This is a genomic window from Micromonospora terminaliae (assembly GCF_009671205.1).
GTDB lineage: Bacteria > Actinomycetota > Actinomycetes > Mycobacteriales > Micromonosporaceae > Micromonospora > Micromonospora terminaliae.
In genome coordinates this window covers 126,066-145,984 of the sequence record NZ_CP045309.1, presented here as the reverse complement: position 1 = coordinate 145,984, position 19,919 = coordinate 126,066, and the positions used below count along the sequence as shown (strand labels likewise).

General features: G+C 73.9%; 16 protein-coding genes. 7 read left to right on the top strand and 9 right to left on the bottom strand.

Annotated features, from left to right (window positions below; all coding sequences use genetic code 11):
* Window positions 1–2: 2 nt before the first annotated feature.
* From ahpD to GCE86_RS00655, 3 genes are all read left to right on the top strand, one after another.
* On the top strand, window positions 3–533 hold the full coding sequence (ahpD, locus tag GCE86_RS00665; RefSeq protein WP_154225097.1) for an alkylhydroperoxidase, AhpD family: 531 nt from the start codon (window positions 3–5) through the stop codon (window positions 531–533).
* A gap of 89 nt (window positions 534–622) precedes the next feature.
* Window positions 623–1,033, top strand: coding sequence for a PRC-barrel domain-containing protein (locus tag GCE86_RS00660; RefSeq protein WP_154225096.1), 411 nt, complete (start codon window positions 623–625; stop codon window positions 1,031–1,033).
* A 67-nt stretch (window positions 1,034–1,100) separates the two neighbouring features.
* A complete protein-coding gene (locus GCE86_RS00655) occupies window positions 1,101–1,829 on the top strand; it encodes a tyrosine-protein phosphatase (RefSeq protein ID WP_208818057.1) in 729 nt (242 codons plus the stop codon).
* A gap of 69 nt (window positions 1,830–1,898) precedes the next feature.
* On the opposite strand, the gene GCE86_RS00650 is transcribed toward GCE86_RS00655, so the two are convergent.
* Both GCE86_RS00650 and GCE86_RS00645 read right to left on the bottom strand, forming a co-directional pair.
* Window positions 1,899–2,996 carry a branched-chain amino acid aminotransferase gene (locus GCE86_RS00650; protein WP_154225094.1) on the bottom strand — a complete coding sequence of 366 codons (1,098 nt, stop codon included), beginning with the start codon at window positions 2,994–2,996 and terminating at the stop codon, window positions 1,899–1,901.
* A 195-nt stretch (window positions 2,997–3,191) separates the two neighbouring features.
* On the bottom strand, window positions 3,192–4,223 hold the full coding sequence (locus GCE86_RS00645; RefSeq protein ID WP_154225093.1) for a 3-isopropylmalate dehydrogenase: 1,032 nt from the start codon (window positions 4,221–4,223) through the stop codon (window positions 3,192–3,194).
* Window positions 4,224–4,446: 223 nt separating this feature from the next.
* On the opposite strand from GCE86_RS00645, the gene GCE86_RS00640 reads away from it, so the two are divergent.
* Together GCE86_RS00640 and GCE86_RS00635 are read left to right on the top strand one after the other, a co-directional pair.
* The gene (locus GCE86_RS00640; protein WP_154225092.1) at window positions 4,447–5,322 is read left to right on the top strand and encodes an FAD:protein FMN transferase; all 876 of its coding nucleotides are present in this window, start codon (window positions 4,447–4,449) and stop codon (window positions 5,320–5,322) included.
* A gap of 333 nt (window positions 5,323–5,655) precedes the next feature.
* Window positions 5,656–6,012, top strand: coding sequence for a hypothetical protein (locus GCE86_RS00635; protein WP_208818056.1), 357 nt, complete (start codon window positions 5,656–5,658; stop codon window positions 6,010–6,012).
* A 61-nt stretch (window positions 6,013–6,073) separates the two neighbouring features.
* Here the strand turns inward: GCE86_RS00635 and serA are convergent, their stop codons facing one another.
* Window positions 6,074–7,672, bottom strand: coding sequence for a phosphoglycerate dehydrogenase (gene serA / locus GCE86_RS00630; protein ID WP_154225090.1), 1,599 nt, complete (start codon window positions 7,670–7,672; stop codon window positions 6,074–6,076).
* A gap of 270 nt (window positions 7,673–7,942) precedes the next feature.
* Between serA and GCE86_RS00625 the strand changes: the two genes are divergently transcribed.
* Complete coding sequence (locus GCE86_RS00625; protein WP_154225089.1) at window positions 7,943–9,685, top strand: tetratricopeptide repeat protein; 1,743 nt, start codon at window positions 7,943–7,945, stop codon at window positions 9,683–9,685.
* A 79-nt stretch (window positions 9,686–9,764) separates the two neighbouring features.
* Here the strand turns inward: GCE86_RS00625 and ilvC are convergent, their stop codons facing one another.
* The 4 genes from ilvC to GCE86_RS00605 form a co-directional block, all read right to left on the bottom strand.
* Window positions 9,765–10,778, bottom strand: a complete 1,014-nt coding sequence (ilvC, locus tag GCE86_RS00620; protein WP_128138621.1) for a ketol-acid reductoisomerase — start codon at window positions 10,776–10,778, stop codon at window positions 9,765–9,767.
* Window positions 10,779–10,837: 59 nt separating this feature from the next.
* The gene (gene ilvN, locus GCE86_RS00615; protein ID WP_046563652.1) at window positions 10,838–11,353 is read right to left on the bottom strand and encodes an acetolactate synthase small subunit; all 516 of its coding nucleotides are present in this window, start codon (window positions 11,351–11,353) and stop codon (window positions 10,838–10,840) included.
* Complete coding sequence (locus GCE86_RS00610) at window positions 11,353–13,239, bottom strand: acetolactate synthase large subunit (RefSeq protein ID WP_154225088.1); 1,887 nt, start codon at window positions 13,237–13,239, stop codon at window positions 11,353–11,355. The genes ilvN and GCE86_RS00610 overlap by 1 nt, the downstream gene beginning before the upstream one ends.
* Before the next feature lie 180 nt (window positions 13,240–13,419).
* On the bottom strand, window positions 13,420–15,870 hold the full coding sequence (locus GCE86_RS00605) for a putative bifunctional diguanylate cyclase/phosphodiesterase (protein ID WP_154225087.1): 2,451 nt from the start codon (window positions 15,868–15,870) through the stop codon (window positions 13,420–13,422).
* Between the two features lie 111 nt (window positions 15,871–15,981).
* On the opposite strand from GCE86_RS00605, the gene ilvD reads away from it, so the two are divergent.
* Window positions 15,982–17,829 carry a dihydroxy-acid dehydratase gene (gene ilvD / locus GCE86_RS00600; RefSeq protein WP_154225086.1) on the top strand — a complete coding sequence of 616 codons (1,848 nt, stop codon included), beginning with the start codon at window positions 15,982–15,984 and terminating at the stop codon, window positions 17,827–17,829.
* 14 nt (window positions 17,830–17,843) lie between these two features.
* Here the strand turns inward: ilvD and GCE86_RS00595 are convergent, their stop codons facing one another.
* Both GCE86_RS00595 and GCE86_RS00590 read right to left on the bottom strand, forming a co-directional pair.
* Entirely contained in the window at window positions 17,844–19,487 is a 1,644-nt protein-coding gene (locus GCE86_RS00595) for a SulP family inorganic anion transporter (protein ID WP_204342403.1), read from the bottom strand.
* Window positions 19,488–19,564: 77 nt separating this feature from the next.
* Window positions 19,565–19,903 carry an ArsR/SmtB family transcription factor gene (locus tag GCE86_RS00590; RefSeq protein WP_154225085.1) on the bottom strand — a complete coding sequence of 113 codons (339 nt, stop codon included), beginning with the start codon at window positions 19,901–19,903 and terminating at the stop codon, window positions 19,565–19,567.
* Window positions 19,904–19,919 lie beyond the last annotated feature (16 nt).

Sequence of the window (19,919 nt, the reverse complement as noted above, 5' to 3'; positions counted from 1 at the left end):
GCATGGGTCTGGACGCGGTCAAGGCGGCCCTGCCCGAGTACGCCAAGGACATCAAGCTCAACCTCGGCTCCACCATCACCACCTCGACGCTGAAGCCGGAGCAGGCCTGGGGCACTGCCCTGGCCTGCGCCGTGGCGGCCCGCAACCCGGTGGTGCTGCGCGAGATCGCCGCCGAGGCGGCCGGCCACCTCACCCCCGAGGCTGTCGAGGCGGCCAAGGGCGCGGCCACCATCATGGCCATGAACAACGTCTACTACCGGGCCAAGCACCTCATCGGCGACGAGCAGTACGCCTCGCTGCCGGCCCGGCTGCGGATGCAGATCATCGCCCGGCCCGGGGTGGAGAAGGCCGACTTCGAGCTCTGGAGCCTGGCCGTCTCGGCGATCACCGGCTGCGGCGTCTGCCTGGAGTCGCACGAGAAGACCCTGCGCGCCGCCGGGTTCAGCCGCGACCAGGTGCACGAGGGCCTGCGCATCGCGGCCGTGGTGCACGCCGCCGCGGTGGCCCTGGACGCGGAGGCCGCACTGGCCTGAGCCAGTCTGGTGTATCGATCTCCGCATCCGGGTAGGAAGGGATCCGACAGGCACATCCCCCAAAAGTCGAGAAAGGGAGTGTTGACGCCATGGAGCGGCTCGACCCTCGAACGACCCACGGGACGCCGGATCCGCGTTTCGATCCGTGGAGCTACCGGGAGGACGCCGGGGTGACCGGTGTCGACCTGGTCGGCTACAAGGTGGAGGCGAGTGACGGCGGTATCGGCAAGGTGGACCGGGCCAGCCACGAGGTGAACTCCAGTTTCCTCGTGGTGGACACCGGTCCGTGGATCTTCGGCAAGAAGGTCATGCTGCCGGCCGGCACCGTCAACCACGTCGACCACGATGAGCGGAAGGTCTACGTCGACCGGAGCAAGGACCAGATCAAGGCCGCGCCCGAGTACGACGAGGCCACCGACACGGACCCGGCGTACCGGGACAAGCTCGGCGGTTACTACGACGACACCTACTCGTCGATCCCGCCGGGCACGGCCCGGTAACGGAGACACCTGCAACCAGCGGCCGGCGGGGCACATCGTGGCCCCGCCGGCCGTTACCGTGTCAGGGGTGGACGCCCTGGAGACCCCCTTCCCCGCGCTGTTCAACTTCCGCGACGTCGGCGGCTACCGCAGCCGCGACGGGCACACCGTCCGGCACCGCCGGCTCTACCGCTCCGACTCGCTGCACCGCATCGCCGAGACCGACCGGGCGGCGTTCACCGCCCTGGGCATCCGCACCGTCATCGACCTGCGCCGCCCCACCGAGGTGGCGCGGGACGGCCGGGTGCCCGCCTACGACGGGCTCACCTACCGGCACATCCACCCCGAGCACCAGGACTGGGCCGAGTGGAGGTACGAGCCGGGCAGCGACCTGGCCCGCTACCTCGCCGACCGCTACGCCGACCTGGCGCGCACCGGCACCGCCGGGCTGGCCGAGGCGGTCGGCCTCATCGCCGACAGTGCCAACGCGCCGGTCGTGGTGCACTGCGTCGCCGGCAAGGACCGCACCGGCATCGTCTGCGGGCTCACCCTGGCCGTGCTCGGCGTGCCCGACGACGACATCGCCGCCGACTACGCGCTCAGCACCGCCGCGTCCGAGCGGTTCAGCGCCTGGGTCCGGGCCACCGTGCCGGACGCCGAGGAACCACCCCCGCCGTTCCTGGCCTCCCCCGCCGAGGCCATGATGCTGTTCCTCACCGAGCTGCGCGCGGGCTACGGCTCGGTCGAGGGATACCTCCACCACGCCGGCGTGACGGAGGACCAGCTCACGGCCCTGCGCACCCACCTGCTCGACTGACCGGCGCGGGAAAGCGCACGGCCGGCGCCGTGGTGACGGGCCGGCCGTGCGGGAGGAGCGGGTGGACGGTCAGAGGACGCGGGTGACCCAGCCGTGCCGGTCCTCGGCGCGGCCGCGCTGGATGTCGACCAGCTTCTGGCGCAGCGCCATGGTGGAGCGGCCGGGCTCGCCGCCACCGATGAGGAACTCCCCGTCCGGGAAGCGCACGCCGCCGATCGGGGTGATCACCGCGGCGGTGCCGCAGGCGAACACCTCACGCAGCCGGCCGCTGGCCGCGTCGGCCTGCCAGTCGGCGAAGCTGACCGGCCGCTCCTGCACCTGGTGGCCCGACTCGGCGGCCAGGGTGAGGATCGCGTCGCGGGTGATGCCCGGCAGGATGGTGCCGGTCAGCGGCGGGGTGACCAGGGTGTCGTCGTCGTAGACGAAGAACACGTTCATGCCACCCAGCTCGTCGACGAAGCGCCGCTCCACCGCGTCCAGGAAGACCACCTGGTCGCAGCCGGCCTCGATGGCCTCGGCCTGGGCGGCGAGCGAGGCGGCGTAGTTGCCGCCGCACTTGGCCGCGCCGGTGCCGCCGGGCGCCGCCCGGGTGTAGTCCGGCGAGACCCACACCGTGACCGGCTTGACCCCACCGGCGAAGTACGCCCCGGCGGGCGAGGCGATCACGCAGTAGAGGTATTCGTTGGCCGGGCGGACGCCGAGGAAGACCTCACTGGCGAACATGAACGGGCGCAGGTAGAGGCTCGCGTCCTCGTGCTCGGGGATCCAGTCCTGGTCGATCTCGACGAGCCGGCGCAGCGACTCGACGAACGTCTCCGCCGGCAGCTCCGGCATGGCCAGCCGGTGAGCCGAGGCGGCGAAGCGGGCCGCGTTGGCCTCCGGGCGGAACATGGTCACCGACCCGTCCCCGGTCCGGTACGCCTTCAACCCCTCGAAGATCTCCTGCGCGTAGTGCAGGACCGCGGCGGCGGGGTCCATGGGGATCGGCGCCCGCGCCTCCAGCCGGGCGTCGTACCAGCCCTTGCCCTCGGCGTAGCGGATCGTCACCATGTGGTCGGTGAACACCCGGCCGAAGCCCGGGTTCGCCAGCAGGGCGGCCCGATCGGCGGCGGATACCGGCGCGGGATTCGGACGGATCTCGAAATCGAGCTTGTCACCACCGCTCATCGCGCTGACCTCCCTGCGGGTTCACGGCATGCGGGATCGCACGCCGGCGTCACTGGTGCCAGAAACTTACCCCGAACGGTCGTTCAGCGGATACCTCCGCCCGCGCACCCGGACGGGCGGCCCCGCCGGGACGGGAACGGGAGCGGCCCGGGTACGGGTCTGGCGGCCCGGATCCGGGCCGATGTGACGGCCCGGTCAGGCTACGGCGTGGCCCGCGAGGCGGTCGCCGACCTCCTCGGTGCGCAGCGGCGCACCCGGCGTACGCCCGGCCAGCTCGGTGGCGACCGCGGCGGTGACCCGCGCGGCGGCGTCGGCGTGGCCGAGCTGGTCGAGCAGGAGCGCGGCGGAGAGCACGGCGGCCACCGGGTCGGCGAGCCCCCGGCCGGCGATGTCCGGCGCCGAGCCGTGCACCGGCTCGAACATCGAGGGGTAGCGCCCCTCCGGGTTGATGCAGCCGCTCGCCGCCAGGCCGATGCCGCCGGTCACCGCGGCGGCGATGTCGGTGAGGATGTCGCCGAAGAGGTTGTCGGTGACCACCACGTCGTAGCGCGACGGGTTGGTCACCAGGAACATCGCGGCGGCGTCGACGTGCTGGTACTCGGTGGTCACGTCGGGGAAGTCGGCGGCGACGGCCGCGAAGGCACGCGCCCAGAGCGAGCCGGCGTGGGTGAGCACGTTGGTCTTGTGCACGAGGGTGACCTTGCGCCGCTCCCGGCGGCGGGCCCGGGCGAACGCGTCGCGGATCACCCGCTCGACGCCGTGCCGGGTGTTCAGGCTCTCCTCGGTGGCCACCTCGGCCGGGGTGTCCCGGTGCAGGGAGCCGCCGGCGCCCGCGTAGAGGCCCTCGGTGCCCTCGCGGACCACCACGAGGTCGACCTCGCCGGGCTTGACGGCGGCCAGCGGGCCGGCGACGCCGGGCCAGAGCCGGGAGGGGCGGAGGTTGACGTACTGGTCGAAGGCGAAGCGGAGCTTGAGCAGCAGGCCCCGCTCCAGCACGCCCGGCGGCACGGTCGGGTCGCCGACCGCGCCGAGCAGGATGGCGTCGTGCCCGGCCAGCTCGTCGAGGACCGAGTCGGGCAGCACCTCGCCGGTGCGGTGGTAGCGGGCCGCGCCCAGGTCGTACTCCGTGGCCTCGACCCCGGGGAGCACCGCGTCGATGACCTTGCGGGCCTGCCCGACCACCTCGGGTCCGATGCCGTCCCCGGCCACCACCGCGATGCGTGCCACCTGGCGCTCCTCACCTCGTCGCTCTGGCGCAACCGTACGTCGCCGTCCCGGCTCCCGGTACGCGTCTTCCAGTATTCGGGAAAGCGTGATGCACAGGAGTCTCCCAGGTGGCATTCATGGTGCGGTCATGTCCACTGCTTAGGGTCGGTGGCGACAGGGTCGACGGGGGCCCGTGACCGGCTTTCGCCGCGGCGCTGCGGCGTGGTCAGCGAGGAGCAGTGACATGCCGATCGAGGAGCAGCGTCGGGCCCGCTGGGCGGACGAGCAGCCCCGCACACGGTGGATCGACCAGTCGGCCTTCCGCAATCGCCGCCCCGACCTGCGCCTCGGCACCCGCAGCCACCGGCTGGAGCGGGCCGCCGGCACCGCCGGAGACCGGATCAGCGTCCGGCACACCGTGCGCACCTCCACGGCCGAATACTCGCTGCTGCTCAACGCGCCGGAGTGGCTGGGCCGCCGGGGCGTCGGCGAGGCGCTCCGCGACGCGGTCGCCGAGCTGCGCGCCGTCGACCTCACCTACGGGCCGAACCAGCCGGACAGCCTCGTGTCGAAGCTCCGCCGGGGCGAGATCAGCCCCGACTCATACCCGCCGCTGGCCGACCTGGTGGACCGCTGCGCCGCGATGCGGGCGGCGACCGACGGGTGGTTCGACGCCTGGGCGGTGCCCGGTGGCTTCGACCCCGGCGGCCTGCTCGGCGGCTGGGCGGTGGAGCGGGCCGCCGCCCGGCTGCGCGCCGCGGGCGTCCACGACTACGCCGTGCTCGCCGGCGCCGACCTGACCGTCCGGGGCCACGCCGCGCACGGAGGCCCGTGGCGGGTCGCCGTGCACCACCCGACCGACGCGCACCGGGCGCCGCTGGTGCTGGAGATGACCGCCGGTGCGGTGGGCACCTCGGGGGTGACCGGGCGGCGGGGACACGTCGTGGACCCGCACACCGGCGAGCCGGCCGACCAACTGGTCGCCGCCACGGTGGTCGGCCCGGACCTCGCGGTGGCCGACGCCTACGCCACGGCCCTGTACGCGGCCGGTCCGGCCGGGCTGGCCTGGTTCCGCAACGGCTCGGAATACCGGGCGCTCTTCGCCCACCGCCGGCGCTGACCGCGCGGCGCGCCGCCCCGCCCTCGCACCCGGGACGTCGACCGCGATCGGCCCCCACGGTCTCGGCAACGACCGTGGGGGCCGGTCAGCGACGAGTGCGCGTGGCTCGCGCAATCGAGGGGTGCGGGCCGGTGGGCCGGTGGCCGACCGCGCCACCCGAAGACGGGCCGGTTTTCGACTCAGCCAGTGACCGCACGGGTACGCTAGCGAATCGACGCAACTCGACGCAAGAGTCTCCACAGCGGACTGTCCGGGGTGCTGTCGGTAATCAGCGAGTCGACCTGCGGCGGGGCAGGGGTGACGGCGCGGACCGGGGATGGCACGCTGTCCGCCGTGAGTTTCGATCTGAGCGTGTGGGCCCTGCGGGCCGGGGCCACACCCGACGAGGTGCGGGCGGCGGTGCGGCGGTGCCGCGAGGGGTGGCACGCCAACCAGCAACCCGACCCGCGCGTGGTCGCCTTCTACCGCGCCATCACGGCCAGCTATCCCGACCGGCCCGCCGGCCCGGGTACGCCCTGGGAGGTCGCCCCGCTGCACGCGGCGAGCGACCACGTGGAGCTGAACCTCTTCCCCACCTGCGCCGACGAGGTGCTGCTGGACATCGAGCGGCTCGCCGGCGAGCACGACCTGATGCTGTTCGACGCCCAGGACGGCTCGGTCTACCCGCCACCGGCCCGCGTCGAGTCCTGACCTCCGGGTACGACGAAGGGGCCCGGCCGTGCGGCCGGGCCCCCGATACGTCGTGGCCGGACTACTCGTCGCGCAGGTCCGCGGCGCTCGCCGCCACCGCGCCGATCGAGTCGGCCGCCGAGGTGAGCAGGTCCGCCCCCAGGGCCTGGTCGACGGTGAGCGTCATGAGCGTCTCGCCACCGGCCTCGCGGCGGGCCACCTGCATGGCGGCGATGTTCACGCCGGCCTCGCCGAGCAGGGTGCCGACGGTGCCGACCACGCCCGGCCGGTCGACGTAGCGCAGGAAGACCAGGATGCCCTCCGCGCCGATCTCCACGTCGAAACCGTCCACCTCGGTCAGCTTGAGCACGTCGCGCGCGCCGGTGTGGGTGACCGTGCCGGAGACGCTGACCGTCCGGCCGTCCGGCAGCGCGCCGCGGACGGTGACCAGGTTCGGGTGGTCGACGGTCTCCGCCTGCGTGGCGAGGGTGACCTCGACGCCCCGCTCGGCGGCCAGGTGGGGCGCGTTCACGTAGGTGACCTGCTCCTCCACCACGGAGCTGAACAGCCCCTTGGTGGCGGCGAGCTTGAGCACCGACACGTCGTTGGCGACGACCTCGCCGCGCACGTCGACGGTGACGCTGGCGGCCACCCCGCCGGCCAGGGCCGTGAAGGCCCGGCCCAGCTTCTCGGCCAGCGGCAGCAGCGGCCGGACGTCCTCGGCGACCACGCCGCCGGCCTGCACGTTCACCGCGTCCGGCACGAACTCGCCCTGGAGCGCCAGCTTGACGCTCTTCGCCACGGCCAGGCCGGCCTTGTCCTGCGCCTCGTGGGTGGAGGCGCCCAGGTGCGGGGTGGCCACCACGTTGTCGAAGGCGAACAGCGGCGACGAGGTGCAGGGCTCCTTGGCGTAGACGTCCACGCCGGCGCCGGCGACCCGCCCCTCGGCGATCGCGTTGGCGAGCGCCTGCTCGTCGACCAGGCCACCGCGGGCGGCGTTGACGATCCGGACGCCCGGCTTGACGATCGCCAGCTCCTTCTCGCCGATGAGACCCACCGTCTCCGGCGTCTTGGGCAGGTGGATCGAGATGAAGTCGCTCTCCCGGAGCAGCTCCTCCAGGCCGACCAGCCGGACCCCGAGCTGCGCGGCGCGGGCCGGCTGGATGTACGGGTCGTACGCGATCAGGCGGGTGCCGAAGGCGGCGATGCGCTGTGCGAACAGCACACCGATGCGGCCGAGGCCGACCACGCCGACGGTCTTGCCCTGGAGCTCCACGCCGGTGTACTTCGACCGCTTCCACTCCCCGGCCTTCAGCGCGGCGCTGGCGCTCGCGGTGTTGCGGGCCACGGCGAGCAGCAGCGCCACCGCCTGCTCGGCGGCGGACACGATGTTGGAGGTGGGCGCGTTGACGACCATGACGCCCCGCGCGGTCGCGGCCGGCACCTCGACGTTGTCCAGGCCGACGCCGGCGCGGGCGACCACCTTGAGGCGGGGCGCGGCGGCGATCGCCTCGGCGTCGATCTGGGTGGCGCTGCGTACGATCACCGCGTCGGCCTCGGAGAGCGCGGAGAGCAGGGCGGGGCGGTCGGTGCCGTCCACGTGACGCACGTCGAAGTCGTGCGCGAGCACCTCGATGGCGGCGGGAGCGAGTTCTTCGGCGATCAGTACGACAGGATTCATCGGTCCTCGTAGACGCTCGGATTCTTGGTCGGCCTGGGGCGTCGGGACGCCTCGCTGCGCCCGCGCCGATCCGTGCCATGGCCGTCAGGTGCCGGCGGGAGCACCTAACAAAGGATGGTAGGGGGCGGTTCGCCCTCCGGGTCCCGGACCTCGGGGTGAGCGCCCTCACACAGGTCGTCGCGCGCCCGTCATCCGCCGTTCACCGGACGCGGTGGCTGGCGGAGCCCCCGTACAACGGAACCCAGCACCCGCACGGGGAGGGAGCCGCTGATGTCGCTCGTGGTCCGGATCGCGCTGCTCCGCCAGCTGACCCGGCTCGGTCCCCACTGGTGGGGGCCCCGGCTGGCCGAGGCGTTGGTCACCCGGTCCCACCAGATGAGCGGGCTGCCGGGTTCGACCGGGCGGCGCACGGCGGCGGCCAAGGAGGCGGTGGCCCTCTGCCGGCGACTGGCCGCCGAGCGGCCGGACCAGCACCAGGTCGCCCTGGCCCGGGCCCTGGTGGCCCGGGCCGCGGCCCCCGACAACGCCCCCGCCACCGAGGCGATCGACCAACTCCGGGAGGCCATCGGCTACGTCGAGGACGCCGACGACCGGTCCGCGCTGGTGGTGCTCGCCACCGCCCGGGGACTCCTCGCGCTGAACCTCCACCAGTGCGGGGAGATACGGGAAGCGCTCAGGCTGGCGCTGCGGGCGCGGGCGACCTGGGACGCCTGCGGCCAGTTGCGCCGGCTGGAGCGGATGCGGCTGGCCCGGACCCTGCTCGTGATCGGCGACTGCCAGGAGGCGCTGGGCCGGAGGGAGGAGGCGAACACCGTCCGACGGCAGGCTCTGGAACTGCACCGCGCTCTCAACGCCTACCGCCGCTCCCAGTCCTTGACTGTCGGCATGGCGGCCGCGCTGGACCTCGCCCAGGGCCTGACGGTCACCGGCCCGGCGCAGGAAGCCCTCGACCTGATCGAAGAGTCCCGCCCCGACGTGGAGGTCTGGAGCCGGCTCCAGCCCCGGCAGGGGCGACCGCTGCTGGCCCGGGCCATGCTGATCGAGGCGGAGTGTCGGGCGCAGCTGGGCGATCCGGATACGGCCGTGCGGCTCGCGGAGCAGGCCGTCGACCGGCAGCGGGCGGTGGTGGCGGCGGGGACGCCGGGCTCCGCCGCCGCGTTGGCCCACGGGCTGCTGGTGCTGGATGACCTGACGGCCCGGGCCGGCCGACGGGACAGGGCCGTCGCGCACCTGACCGAGGCGGCGGCGCTCGCCCGGACCAACCACGACGAGGTGCTGGCCCGAGCCCTGTTCGAGCTGGTCGACCTGCGAGTCGCGGCCGGGGACCGGGCGGCGGTCGAAGAGCTGCTGGCCGAGGCCGTCCCACTCTGCCGGGAGCACACCGGGCAACTTCCGGAGGTCTGGCGCCCCCGGCTGGCCCGCGCCCTGCTGATGCGCTGCGCGCTGACCGTGTTCGAGCTGCCGGCCACCGCGGGTCCCGGCGGACCGGCGGCCGAGGCCGCGGCAGGGGGCGGGACACCGGGGGTCGACGGACCGGACGGGGACGGGCTGGCGGCCGGACGGGAGGCGGTCGAGCTGGCCCGGTTACTGTCCGGCGCGCAGCCGGCGTACCGGGAGTTGCTCGGCCGGTGCCTCTTCGCGCTGGCCCGGGCGGTGCACCTGGCCGGCGACCCGGGCGGGTCGGCGGATCTGCTGCGCGAGTGCGTGGCCGTCCGCCGGGACCTGTTCTCCGTGGACCCGGTGGCGTTCCGGCTGCCGCTGGCCGAGGCGCTCTGCAACCTGGGCAACCGGATGCACGCCCTCGACCGACTCGAGGAGGCGGTCGGGAGCTACCGGGAGTGTCTCGACCTCTTGCGGGCCGACCCGGAGCGGATCGACCAGGCGGAACTCCTCACACCGCTGCGCAACCTCGGACTCACGCTGCTCCGCCTCGACCGGACGGCCGAGGCGGAGCGGATCCACGACGAGATCGCGGCCATCGAGGAGTCGGTCGGCACGGCCGGTTCGTCGTGACGGCCACGACCGCGGCCCGCGGCCCGACGCCGGGGAGAGCGTCGGGCCGCGGGCCGCGTCGGAGCTGCCTGAGGCGGACTCAGGCGGTCTCGGTGATGGGCCGGTCCACCCAGCTCATCATGGCGCGCAGCTTCTGGCCGGTCTCCTCGATCGGGTGCGCCGCGCCCTCGGCCCGCCACTTGGCGAAGTTCGGCCGGCCGGCCTCGTCCTCGGCCACCCACTCGCGGGCAAACTCGCCGGACTGGATCTCGCCGAGGATCTTGCGCATCTCCTCCTTCACCCGGGAGTCGATGACCCGCGGGCCGCGGGAGAGGTCGCCGTACTCGGCGGTGTCGGAGATGCTGTAGCGCATCCGGGCGATGCCGCCCTCGTACATGAGGTCCACGATGAGCTTCAGCTCGTGCAGGCACTCGAAGTAGGCCACCTCGGGGGCGTAGCCGGCCTCGGTGAGCACCTCGAAGCCGGTCTGCACCAGCGCCGCGGCGCCGCCGCAGAGCACCGCCTGCTCGCCGAAGAGGTCGGTCTCGGTCTCCTCGGTGAAGGTGGTGCGGATCGCGCCGGCCCGGGTGCCGCCGATCGCCTTGGCGTACGCCAGGGCCAGGCCGAAGGCGTTGCCGCTGGCGTCCTGCTCGACGGCGACCAGGCAGGGCACGCCCTTGCCGTCGACGTACTGGCGGCGGACCAGGTGACCGGGGCCCTTCGGGGCGACCATCGCCACGTCCACGTCGGCCGGGGGCTTGATGAGGCCGTACCGGATGTTGAAGCCGTGGCCGAAGAAGAGCGCCTTGCCGGCGGCGAGGTTGGGGGCGATCGCCTCGGCGTAGAGGCCGCGCTGGGCGGTGTCCGGCGCCAGGATCATGATCACGTCGGCCTCGGCGGCCGCCTCGGCCGGCGTGAGCACGCGCAGGCCCTGCTCCTCGGCCTTCGGCCGGCTCTTCGAGCCGGCGGGCAGGCCGATCACCACGTCGACGCCGGAGTCGCGCAGCGACAGCGCGTGGGCGTGGCCCTGGCTGCCGTAACCGATCACGGCGACCTTGCGGCCCTGGATCAGGCCCAGGTCGGCGTCGTCGTCGTAGAACACCTCAACGCTCATTGACTTCCCTTTCCTACGGCGGTGCCCGTCGGCCCGTCGAAAATCTGGTGGGGTGCGAATCAGGCGGCGCGCAGCGCCGGGCCGGCGGTGATCGAGCGGGAGCCGCGCCCGATGGCCACCGTGCCGGACTGGACCATCTCCTTGATGCCGAACGGCTCCAGGTCGCGCAGCAGCGCGTCGAGCTTGTCAGGGGTGCCGGTGGCCTCGATGGTCAGCGTGTCCGGCGCGACGTCGACCACCCGGGCGCGGAACAGGGCGACCGTCTCGAGGACCTGCCCCCGTGCGTTGCGGTCGGCGCGGACCTTGACCAGCAGCAGCTCCCGGGCCACCGAGACCTGTGGGTCCAGCTCGACGATCTTGAGTACGTTGACCAGCTTGTTGAGCTGTTTGGTCACCTGCTCCAGCGGCGAGGACTCGGCGTTGACCACGATGGTGATGCGGGAGACGTCGGGGTTCTCGGTCTCCCCCACCGCGAGGCTGTCGATGTTGAACCCGCGCCGGGAGAACAGCCCGGAGACCCGGGCCAGGACGCCCGGCTTGTTCTCCACCAGCACGGACAGCGTGTGCATCGTCATCAGAGTTCGTCCTCGTCGAAGGCGGGGCGCACGCCCCGGGCGAACATGATCTCGTCGTTGCTGGTGCCGGCGGCGACCATCGGCCACACCATGGCGTCCTTGCCGACCACGAAGTCGATGACCACCGGGGCGTCGGTGATCGCCATGGCCGCCTCGATGGTCTTGTCCACGTCGGCGGCGTTCTCGCAGCGCAGGCCCACGCAGCCGAGCGCCTCGGCCAGCTTCACGAAATCCGGGATGCGGTGCTTGTGGGTGCCCAGCTCGGTGTTCGAGTAACGCTCCCCGTAGAACAGGGTCTGCCACTGCCGGACCATGCCCAGGTTGCCGTTGTTGATGACGGCGACCTTGATCGGGATGCCCTCCAGGGCGCAGGTGGCCAGCTCCTGGTTGGTCATCTGGAAGCAGCCGTCGCCGTCGACCGCCCACACCGTGGTGTCCGGCTTGCCGACCTTGGCGCCCATCGCCGCCGGGACGGCGTAGCCCATGGTGCCGAGGCCGCCGGAGTTGAGCCAGGTGTACGGCTTCTCGTACGAGATGAACTGGCTGGCCCACATCTGGTGCTGGCCGACGCCCGCCACGTAGACGGTGTCCGGGCCGGCGATCTCGCCCAGCCGCTTGATCACGTACTGCGGGGAGAGCGTGCCGTCGGCCGGCTCCTCGTAGCCCAGCGGGTAGCGCCCGCGCAGGTCGTCGAGCTGGTTCCACCAGTCGGCGAGGTCGGCGGCCGGCCGGGCCGCCTGCTCGGCCATGACGGCCGCGATCAGCTCGTCGATGACGTGCCGCGCGTCGCCCACGATCGGGACGTCGGCGTGCCGGTTCTTCCCGATCTCGGCCGGGTCGATGTCGGCGTGCACCACGGTGGCGTCCGGCGCGAACGAGTCCAGCTTGCCGGTGACCCGGTCGTCGAAGCGGGCGCCCAGGGCCACGATGAGGTCGGACTTCTGGAGGCCGTAGACCGCGGCGACGGTGCCGTGCATGCCGGGCATGCCCAGGTGCTGCCGGTGCGAGTCGGGGAACGCGCCGAGCGCCATCAGGGTGGTGACCACCGGGATGCCGGTCAGCTCGGCCAGCCGGCGCAGCCCCTCGGTGGCGCCGGCCTTGAGCACGCCGCCGCCGACGTAGAGCACCGGGCGGCGGGCGCTGGTCATCAGCCGGGCCGCCTCGCGGATCTGCTTGCCGTGCGGGTGCAGGGTGGGCCGGTAGCCGGGCAGGTCCAGGGTGGGCGGCCAGGTGAAGGTGGTCGGCGCCTGGAGGACGTCCTTGGGGATGTCCACCAGGACCGGGCCGGGCCGGCCGGTCGAGGCCAGGTGGAACGCCTCGGCGAGCACCTGCGGGATCTCCTCGGCCGTCTGCACCAGGAAGTTGTGCTTCGTGATCGGCAGGGTGATGCCCTGGATGTCCGCCTCCTGGAAGGCGTCCGTGCCGATCGACGGGCGGGCCACCTGGCCGGTGATCGCCACCATCGGCACCGAGTCCATGTACGCGTCGGCGATCGGCGTCACCAGGTTGGTCGCGCCCGGGCCGGAGGTGGCCATGCAGACGCCGACCTTGCCGGTGGCCTGCGCGTAGCCGGTGGCCGCGTGCCCGGCGCCCTGCTCGTGCCGGACCAGGATGTGCCGGACGGTCGAGTCGTAGAGCGGGTCGTACGCCGGCAGGATCGCGCCGCCCGGGATGCCGAAGACGACGTCGACGCCGAGCGCCTCGAGGGACCGCACGAGCGAGCCGGCGCCGGAGACCTGCGCCGTGGCGGGCTGCCGTACGGCCGGGGCGGCCTGCGGAGCACCGGTGCGGGGAGCGGGGGCGTGGTCGGCGTCACCGGCCGGCTCGGTGGCCGGGCGGGCTCGCCGGGCGGAGTGGGCGAGGGTCTCTGGCGTGGGTCTCGTCATGGCGGTTCAGGCCTTCGGCTGGAGTGGGTGATGCGCTTCTCAGGATGGGACGCGGGCGTCCCGGCGATGGTCCGACGGCAACAAAAAAGCCCACGTGCAAGATGCACGGGGCCAGCGCACTCTCGTTGGGGAGAGTGCGCTCAGGTAAGTACTCGCAGCGACCGGTTCGACGACATGCGGCTAAGCCTGACGCATCTCACGCGATGAGTCAACTGATCCCACATTTTGGTTCACGGACGTGGGCGTGTCGCCTCCCGGAGCGCTCTCCGCGCCCGGCACGACCTGCGAAGATCCCTCATTCGAGGTACGCGGCGCGGGCACCTGGGCGGGCGGGTTCGACCGGAGCCGGGGCAGCAGCGGAGACGGCCCGATCCGGGCCGGTGGGGCCGGCGCGGCGGGCGGCGCCGAGGCGGGGCGGTTGCCGGGCGAGGTGGCCGCGTCCAGCATCGCCTCCAGGTGCTCGGCGGGCACGCCCCAGCCGAAGGCCGCGCCCTGCCCGAAGCGGCAGCCGGCGGCCACCACGGCGGCCAGCTCGGCGGGGGTGGTGACCCCCTCCGCGATCACCTCCAGGCCGAGCTGGTGCCCGAGACGCATCACGATGTCGACCATGGGGGCGAACGCCGGCCCGTCGCGGCCGACCGGCCGGACCGGCTCGTGCTCGGCCACCAGGCTGTGGTCGATCTTGAGGATGTCGATGGGGAGCCGGCGCAGCTGCCCCAGCGAGGAGTAGCCGGCGCCGAAGTCGTCCAGCGCGATCCGCACGCCGGTGAGGCGCAGCGCGGTGAGCCGCCGGATCAGCTCGTCGAGGTCGGTGGCGACGGCGTGCTCGGTGACCTCCAGCACCAGCCGCTGCGGCGGCACGTGGTGGGCGCGCAGCGCGTCGGCGACCTGGACCACGTACTCCGGTGCGTGCAGCTCCCGGGGCGAGACGTTGACCGACACCCAGACGTCGTGCCCGTCGGCCAGCCACCGGGAGAGCTGGTAGCAGGCCTGGTGCAGCACCCAGGCGCCGAGCTTGGAGATCATCCCGCACTCCTCGGCGAGCGGGATGAACTCGTCGGGCCGGACGTTGCCCAGCTCCGGGTGGTGCCAGCGGAGCAGCGCCTCGGCGCCGACCGGCCGGACCGAGGGCAGCGACGCCACCGGCTGGAAGGCCAGCCGCAGCTCGTCGCGCTCGATGGCGCCCCGCAGCTCGTGCTCCAGCATGGTGCGCCGGCGCAGCAGCTGGTCGTAGGTGGCGTCGTAGCGCTCGATCCGGTTCTTGCCGCGCTGCTTGGCGTAGCGCAGTGCCAGGTCGGCGTTGCGCAGCAGGAGCTCGACGTCGGTCTCGCCGCAGCCGCCGGCCACCCCGATGCTGACCGAGAGGAAGACCGGCCCCTCGGCCTCCTCGTAGGGGCGGCCCAGCACGCCGAGCAGCCGCTCGGCGACCGGCCCGGGCTCGCTGGTGCCGTGCATGAGCACCGCGAACTCGTCGCCGCCCAGCCGGGCGGCCAGGTCGCCCGGGCGCAGGTTGCCGCGCAGCCGCCGGCCCACCTCGGCCAGCACGGCGTCGCCGACGTCGTGCCCGCGCATGTCGTTGACGTTCTTGAAGCCGTCCAGGTCGAGCCCGAGCAGCACGCAGGGGACGCCGGCCTCGGCGCAGCGGTGCAGCGCGCGCAGCAGGCCGCGCCGGTTGGCCAGGCCGGTCAGCGGGTCGGTGTGCGCCAGCTCGCGGAAGTGCGCCTCCCGCTCGGCCAGCCGGCCCGCGTAGTTGCGGACGTCGTTGAGGGCCAGGTACTGCCGGGCCACCAGGGCGAAGCCCTCGACGCTGCCGGCCGCGATGCCGAACACGTCGAACCGGCCGCCCTGCACCAGGTGGTACATGGCGGAGGCGGCCATCGCGAACATCGGCACGAAGGCGTACTCGCCGTCGCGGCGGATGAGGTCGACGTCGACCTGCGGCAGGTCGACCCGGTGCGCGGCCAGGGCGGTGGCCAGCAGGCCGGCGGCGATCACCGCGGCGCCCGCGAACGCCAGGCCCGCGCCGGCCTGACAGAGCCCGGCCGACAGGCCGAGGCCGCCGCAGGTCACCCCGGTGGCGCCGGCACCGAGCAGGACCAACCGGCCGCGCGGCGGCGCCGCCCGCAGCACCATGATCAGGGTGAGCCCGGCGGTGAGCGCGGCGCTGACCGTGGCCAGCAGGATGGGCAGGCAGGCGACCGGGGTCGCGTCCCCGAGCAGCCGCGTCGGCGGGCTGAACAGCGCCCAGCCGACGAACCAGAGCGCGCCCGCCATGATCACGCCGTCGAGCAGCAGCCGGGCGGTGGCCGCCCGGGCCGCGGCCGTGCCGGGCAGCCGGAGCAGGGCGACGCCGAGGCCGAGCCCGGCGGCCGTGGTGCCGAACGAGACGAGGGTGGCCCAGCCGGTGCGCTGCCCCTGCCGGTGCGCCCAGTGGTCGCCGGCCGCGAGGGTGCCGGCCAGCCCGAGCAGCAGGCTGAGCAGGGCGACCCCGGCGGCGGCCGCGAGCAGCACGTGGGCCCGCCGGTGCGGCCCACCCCGCCGGCGCGCCGAGGCGGCGAGCAGGGCGGCGGCGCCGGCTGCGGCGAGCCCGCTCAGCACCGCGACGATGACCATCCCCGGGGACGACTGCACGACCTCAACTGTGCCGGATCGGCGCCTCCCGTGGGGCACCGGGTGTGCAACTGTTGGGACACGGCGCGTGTGCCCGGGGGCCACCGCGGCGGCGGTGTCAGACTGGTATGCATGCCTGAGCTGCGGTCGAGGACATCCACCCACGGTCGGACGATGGCCGGCGCCCGGGCCCTGTGGCGGGCCACCGGGATGACCGACGACGACTTCGGCAAGCCGATCGTCGCCATCGCGAACAGTTTCACCCAGTTCGTCCCCGGCCACGTACACCTCAAGGACCTCGGCGGCCTGGTGGCCGACGCGGTGGCCGAGGCCGGCGGCGTGGGCCGGGAGTTCAACACCATCGCGGTGGACGACGGCATCGCCATGGGCCACGGCGGCATGCTCTACTCGCTGCCCAGCCGCGAGCTGATCGCCGACGCGGTCGAGTACATGGTCAACGCGCACTGCGCGGACGCCCTGGTCTGCATCTCCAACTGCGACAAGATCACCCCGGGCATGCTGCTGGCCGCGCTGCGGCTCAACATCCCGACCGTCTTCGTCTCCGGCGGCCCCATGGAGGCCGGCAAGACGGTGGCCATCGAGGGCGTCGTCCACTCCAAGATCGACCTGATCGACGCCATGATCGCCTCCTCGAACGAGGCCGTCACCGAGGAGCAGCTCGGCGAGATCGAGCGCTCCGCGTGCCCGACCTGCGGCTCCTGCTCCGGCATGTTCACGGCCAACTCGATGAACTGCCTCACCGAGGCCATCGGCCTGGCCCTGCCCGGCAACGGCTCGACGCTGGCCACCCACGCCGCCCGCCGGTCGCTCTTCGTCGAGGCCGGCCGCACCGCCGTGGAGATCGCCAAGCGCTGGTACGACTCGGACGACGCCTCCGTGCTGCCCCGGTCGATCGCCAGCCGGGCCGCCTTCGAGAACGCCGTGGCGCTCGACGTGGCCATGGGCGGCTCGACCAACACGGTGCTGCACCTGCTGGCCGCCGCCCGCGAGGCGGAACTGGACTTCGGCGTGGCCGACATCGACGCCATCTCCCGGCGGGTGCCCTGCCTGGCCAAGGTCGCGCCGAACTCCCCGCAGTACCACATGGAGGACGTGCACCGGGCCGGCGGCATCCCGGCCATCCTCGGCGAGCTCGACCGCGCCGGCCTGCTCCACCGGGACGTGCACGCGGTGCACTCCCCCTCGCTCCAGCAGTGGCTCGCCGACTGGGACGTCCGCGGCGGCTCGGCCACCCGGGAGGCGGTCGAGCTGTTCCACGCCGCACCGGGCGGGGTGCGCACCACCGAGCCGTTCTCCACCACCAACCGCTGGTCCTCGCTGGACACCGACGCGGCCGGCGGCTGCGTCCGGGACCGCGAGCACGCGTACAGCGCGGACGGCGGGCTGGCCATCCTGCACGGCAACCTCGCGCCGGACGGCTGCGTGGTGAAGACCGCCGGGGTGCCCGAGGAGTGCCTGACCTTCCGCGGGCCGGCGAAGGTCTACGAGTCGCAGGACGACGCGGTCACGGCCATCCTGGCCAAGGAGGTCGTGGCCGGGGACGTGGTGGTGATCCGCTACGAGGGCCCGAAGGGCGGCCCCGGCATGCAGGAGATGCTCTACCCCACCTCGTTCCTCAAGGGCCGCGGGCTGGGCCGCTCCTGCGCGCTGCTCACCGACGGCCGGTTCTCCGGCGGCACGTCCGGCCTGTCCATCGGGCACGTCTCCCCGGAGGCGGCGTCGGGCGGGCTCATCGCGCTGGTCCGGGAGGGCGACGAGATCGTCATCGACATCCCGGCCCGGTCGATCCAGCTCAACGTGCCCGACGACGTGCTCCAGGCGCGCCGGGTGGCCGAGGAGAAGCGGGACCGCCCGTACACCCCGGCCGACCGGGTCCGGCCGGTGTCGGCGGCGCTGCGCGCGTACGCCTCGATGGCCACCTCGGCCAGCGACGGCGCGTACCGGCGGGTCCCGGAGTAAGCCGCCCCGGGCGGTCAGCCCGCCAGGGCGATGGTGCGGGCGTGGCGGATGGCGGCCGGGGTGTCCGGGAAGATCAGCCCCTCCCGGCGCAGCTCCGCCGCCACGCCCAGCGTGCTGAGCACCTGGTCGTGGCCGGCGGTGATGCCGGAGAGCAGCACGGCGATCCCCCGCCCGCGCAGCCGGTCGACGGCGTCGCCGAGCACCTGCGCGCCGGTGGCGTCCACGGTGGACACGCGGGACATCCGCAGGATGACCACCCGGACGTCGGCCACCTCGGCCAGCTCCAGCAGGAAGGTGTGCGCGGCGGCGAAGAAGAGCGGCCCGTCCAGCCGGTAGGCGACGATGTGCTCGGCCAGCAGCGCGTGCTCCTCGGCGCTGTGCTCGCCGGGGTCGAGGGGGACCTGTTCCAACCGGGCGCTGCGGGCCACCGCGCGCAGCGCGAGCACGACGGCCACGGCCAGCCCGACCGCCACCGCGGTGACCAGGTCCCAGATCACGGTGACCGCGAAGGTGAGCACCAGCACCACGGCGTCGGCCCGGGTGGCCCGGAACAGCGCACGCAGCGACCCGGCCTCCACCATCCGCACGGTGGTGGCGAGCAGCACCCCGGCCAGCGCGGCGAGCGGAATGCGGCCGACGAGCGGGGCGGCGGCCAGCACGATGGCGGCGAGGGCGACGGCGTGGGTGAGCGCAGCGAGCTTCGACGAGGCGCCGGCCCGCACGTTGACGGCCGTGCGAGCGATGGCGGCGGTGGCCGGGATGCCGCCGAAGACCGGGGCGGCCAGGTTGGCCAGGCCCTGCCCGAACAGTTCCCGGTCCGGGTCGTGCCGTTCGCCGACGGTCATCCCGTCCGCCACGGTCGCCGAGAGCAGGCTCTCCAGGGCGGCGAGCGCGGCCACCGCGAGCGCGCTGGGCAGCAGCACGCCGAGCGCGCCGGGGTCGAGGAAGTCCAGTGCGGGGCTCGGCAGTCCCTGCGGCAGGGCGCCGATGCGGACCAGCTCGACCGGGGCGAGTTCGGCGAACAGCGTGGCGGCGGCCACGCCGAGCAGGGAGAACGGCAGGCCGGGCCGCCATCGGGCGCCGAGCAGCATGAGCGTGGCCACGGCCAGCGCCATGGCGACGGCCACGGGCCGGGGGTGGGCGGCGAACCGCACGACCGCGTCGGCGGCCACCGCCCAGACCTTCTCGCCGTGGGCATCCGTGACGCCGAGGGCCGCCGGCACCTGTTGCAGGGCGATGACCACGGCGATGCCGGCGGTGAAGCCCTCGATCACGGGCGTGGGCAGATAGCGGACGTAGCGGCCGAGGCGGGCCAGGGCGAGGGCGAGCAGGATAAGGCCGGCCAGCGCGCCGACCATCAGCACGCCGCGGGCGCCGAAGCGCTGCACCACCGGCACGAGCACCACGGTCATCGCCCCGGTGGGGCCGGAGACCTGGAGGTTGGAGCCGCCGAAGATCGCGGCGACGGCCCCCGCGACCACGGCGGTGACCAGCCCGGCCTGCGCGCCGAGCCCGGAGGTGACGCCGAAGGCGAGCGCGAGGGGCAGCGCCACCACGGCCACGGTGAGCCCGGCGAGCAGGTCGCGGCGGGGCGAGCGGCGTACCGCCGCCCAGTCGGACCGGCCCGGCAGCAGCCCGGACAGCCGGGTCCGGAGCAGCCGGCCGGCCCGCCGTGGACCGCCGCCGGGGACGCCGGGACGGGACGGGCCGTCGATGGCCGAGGGGGCCGCCGCGTTCACCGCTCCCCTTCCCCGGCGCGAAGCTCGTCGAGGAGGGCGTCCCGATCGGTCAGGACCGCGCCGAGGATCCGCCGGCCGGCGGCGAGCAGGTCGGCCACGTCCGGGGTGCTGAGCGAGTAGACGACCAGCGGGCCGTCGCGGTGCGAGGTGACCATGCCGGCCCGGCGCAGGACGGCGAGCTGCTGGGAGAGGTTGGACGGCTCGACGTCGATGGCGGCGAGCAGGTCGCGGACCGGCTTGGGCCCGTCCTGGAGCAGCTCGAGCACCCGGATCCGGACCGGGTGTCCGAGGGTGCGGAACAGCTCCGCCTTGGCCTGGTACAGCGGCACCGACACGACGACTCCTCCCCGG

Excerpts from the sequence above, each read along its gene's own strand:
- ahpD (WP_154225097.1), top strand. The coding sequence starts at position 3 with ATGGGTCTGGACGCGGTCAAGGCGGCCCTGCCCGAGTACGCCAAGGAC.
- GCE86_RS00660 (WP_154225096.1), top strand. The coding sequence starts at position 623 with ATGGAGCGGCTCGACCCTCGAACGACCCACGGGACGCCGGATCCGCGT.
- GCE86_RS00650 (WP_154225094.1), bottom strand. The coding sequence starts at position 2,996 with ATGAGCGGTGGTGACAAGCTCGATTTCGAGATCCGTCCGAATCCCGCG.
- GCE86_RS00640 (WP_154225092.1), top strand. The coding sequence starts at position 4,447 with ATGCCGATCGAGGAGCAGCGTCGGGCCCGCTGGGCGGACGAGCAGCCC.
- serA (WP_154225090.1), bottom strand. The coding sequence starts at position 7,672 with ATGAATCCTGTCGTACTGATCGCCGAAGAACTCGCTCCCGCCGCCATC.
- GCE86_RS00625 (WP_154225089.1), top strand. The coding sequence starts at position 7,943 with ATGTCGCTCGTGGTCCGGATCGCGCTGCTCCGCCAGCTGACCCGGCTC.
- ilvC (WP_128138621.1), bottom strand. The coding sequence starts at position 10,778 with ATGAGCGTTGAGGTGTTCTACGACGACGACGCCGACCTGGGCCTGATC.
- ilvN (WP_046563652.1), bottom strand. The coding sequence starts at position 11,353 with ATGACGATGCACACGCTGTCCGTGCTGGTGGAGAACAAGCCGGGCGTC.
- GCE86_RS00610 (WP_154225088.1), bottom strand. The coding sequence starts at position 13,239 with ATGACGAGACCCACGCCAGAGACCCTCGCCCACTCCGCCCGGCGAGCC.
- ilvD (WP_154225086.1), top strand. The coding sequence starts at position 15,982 with ATGCCTGAGCTGCGGTCGAGGACATCCACCCACGGTCGGACGATGGCC.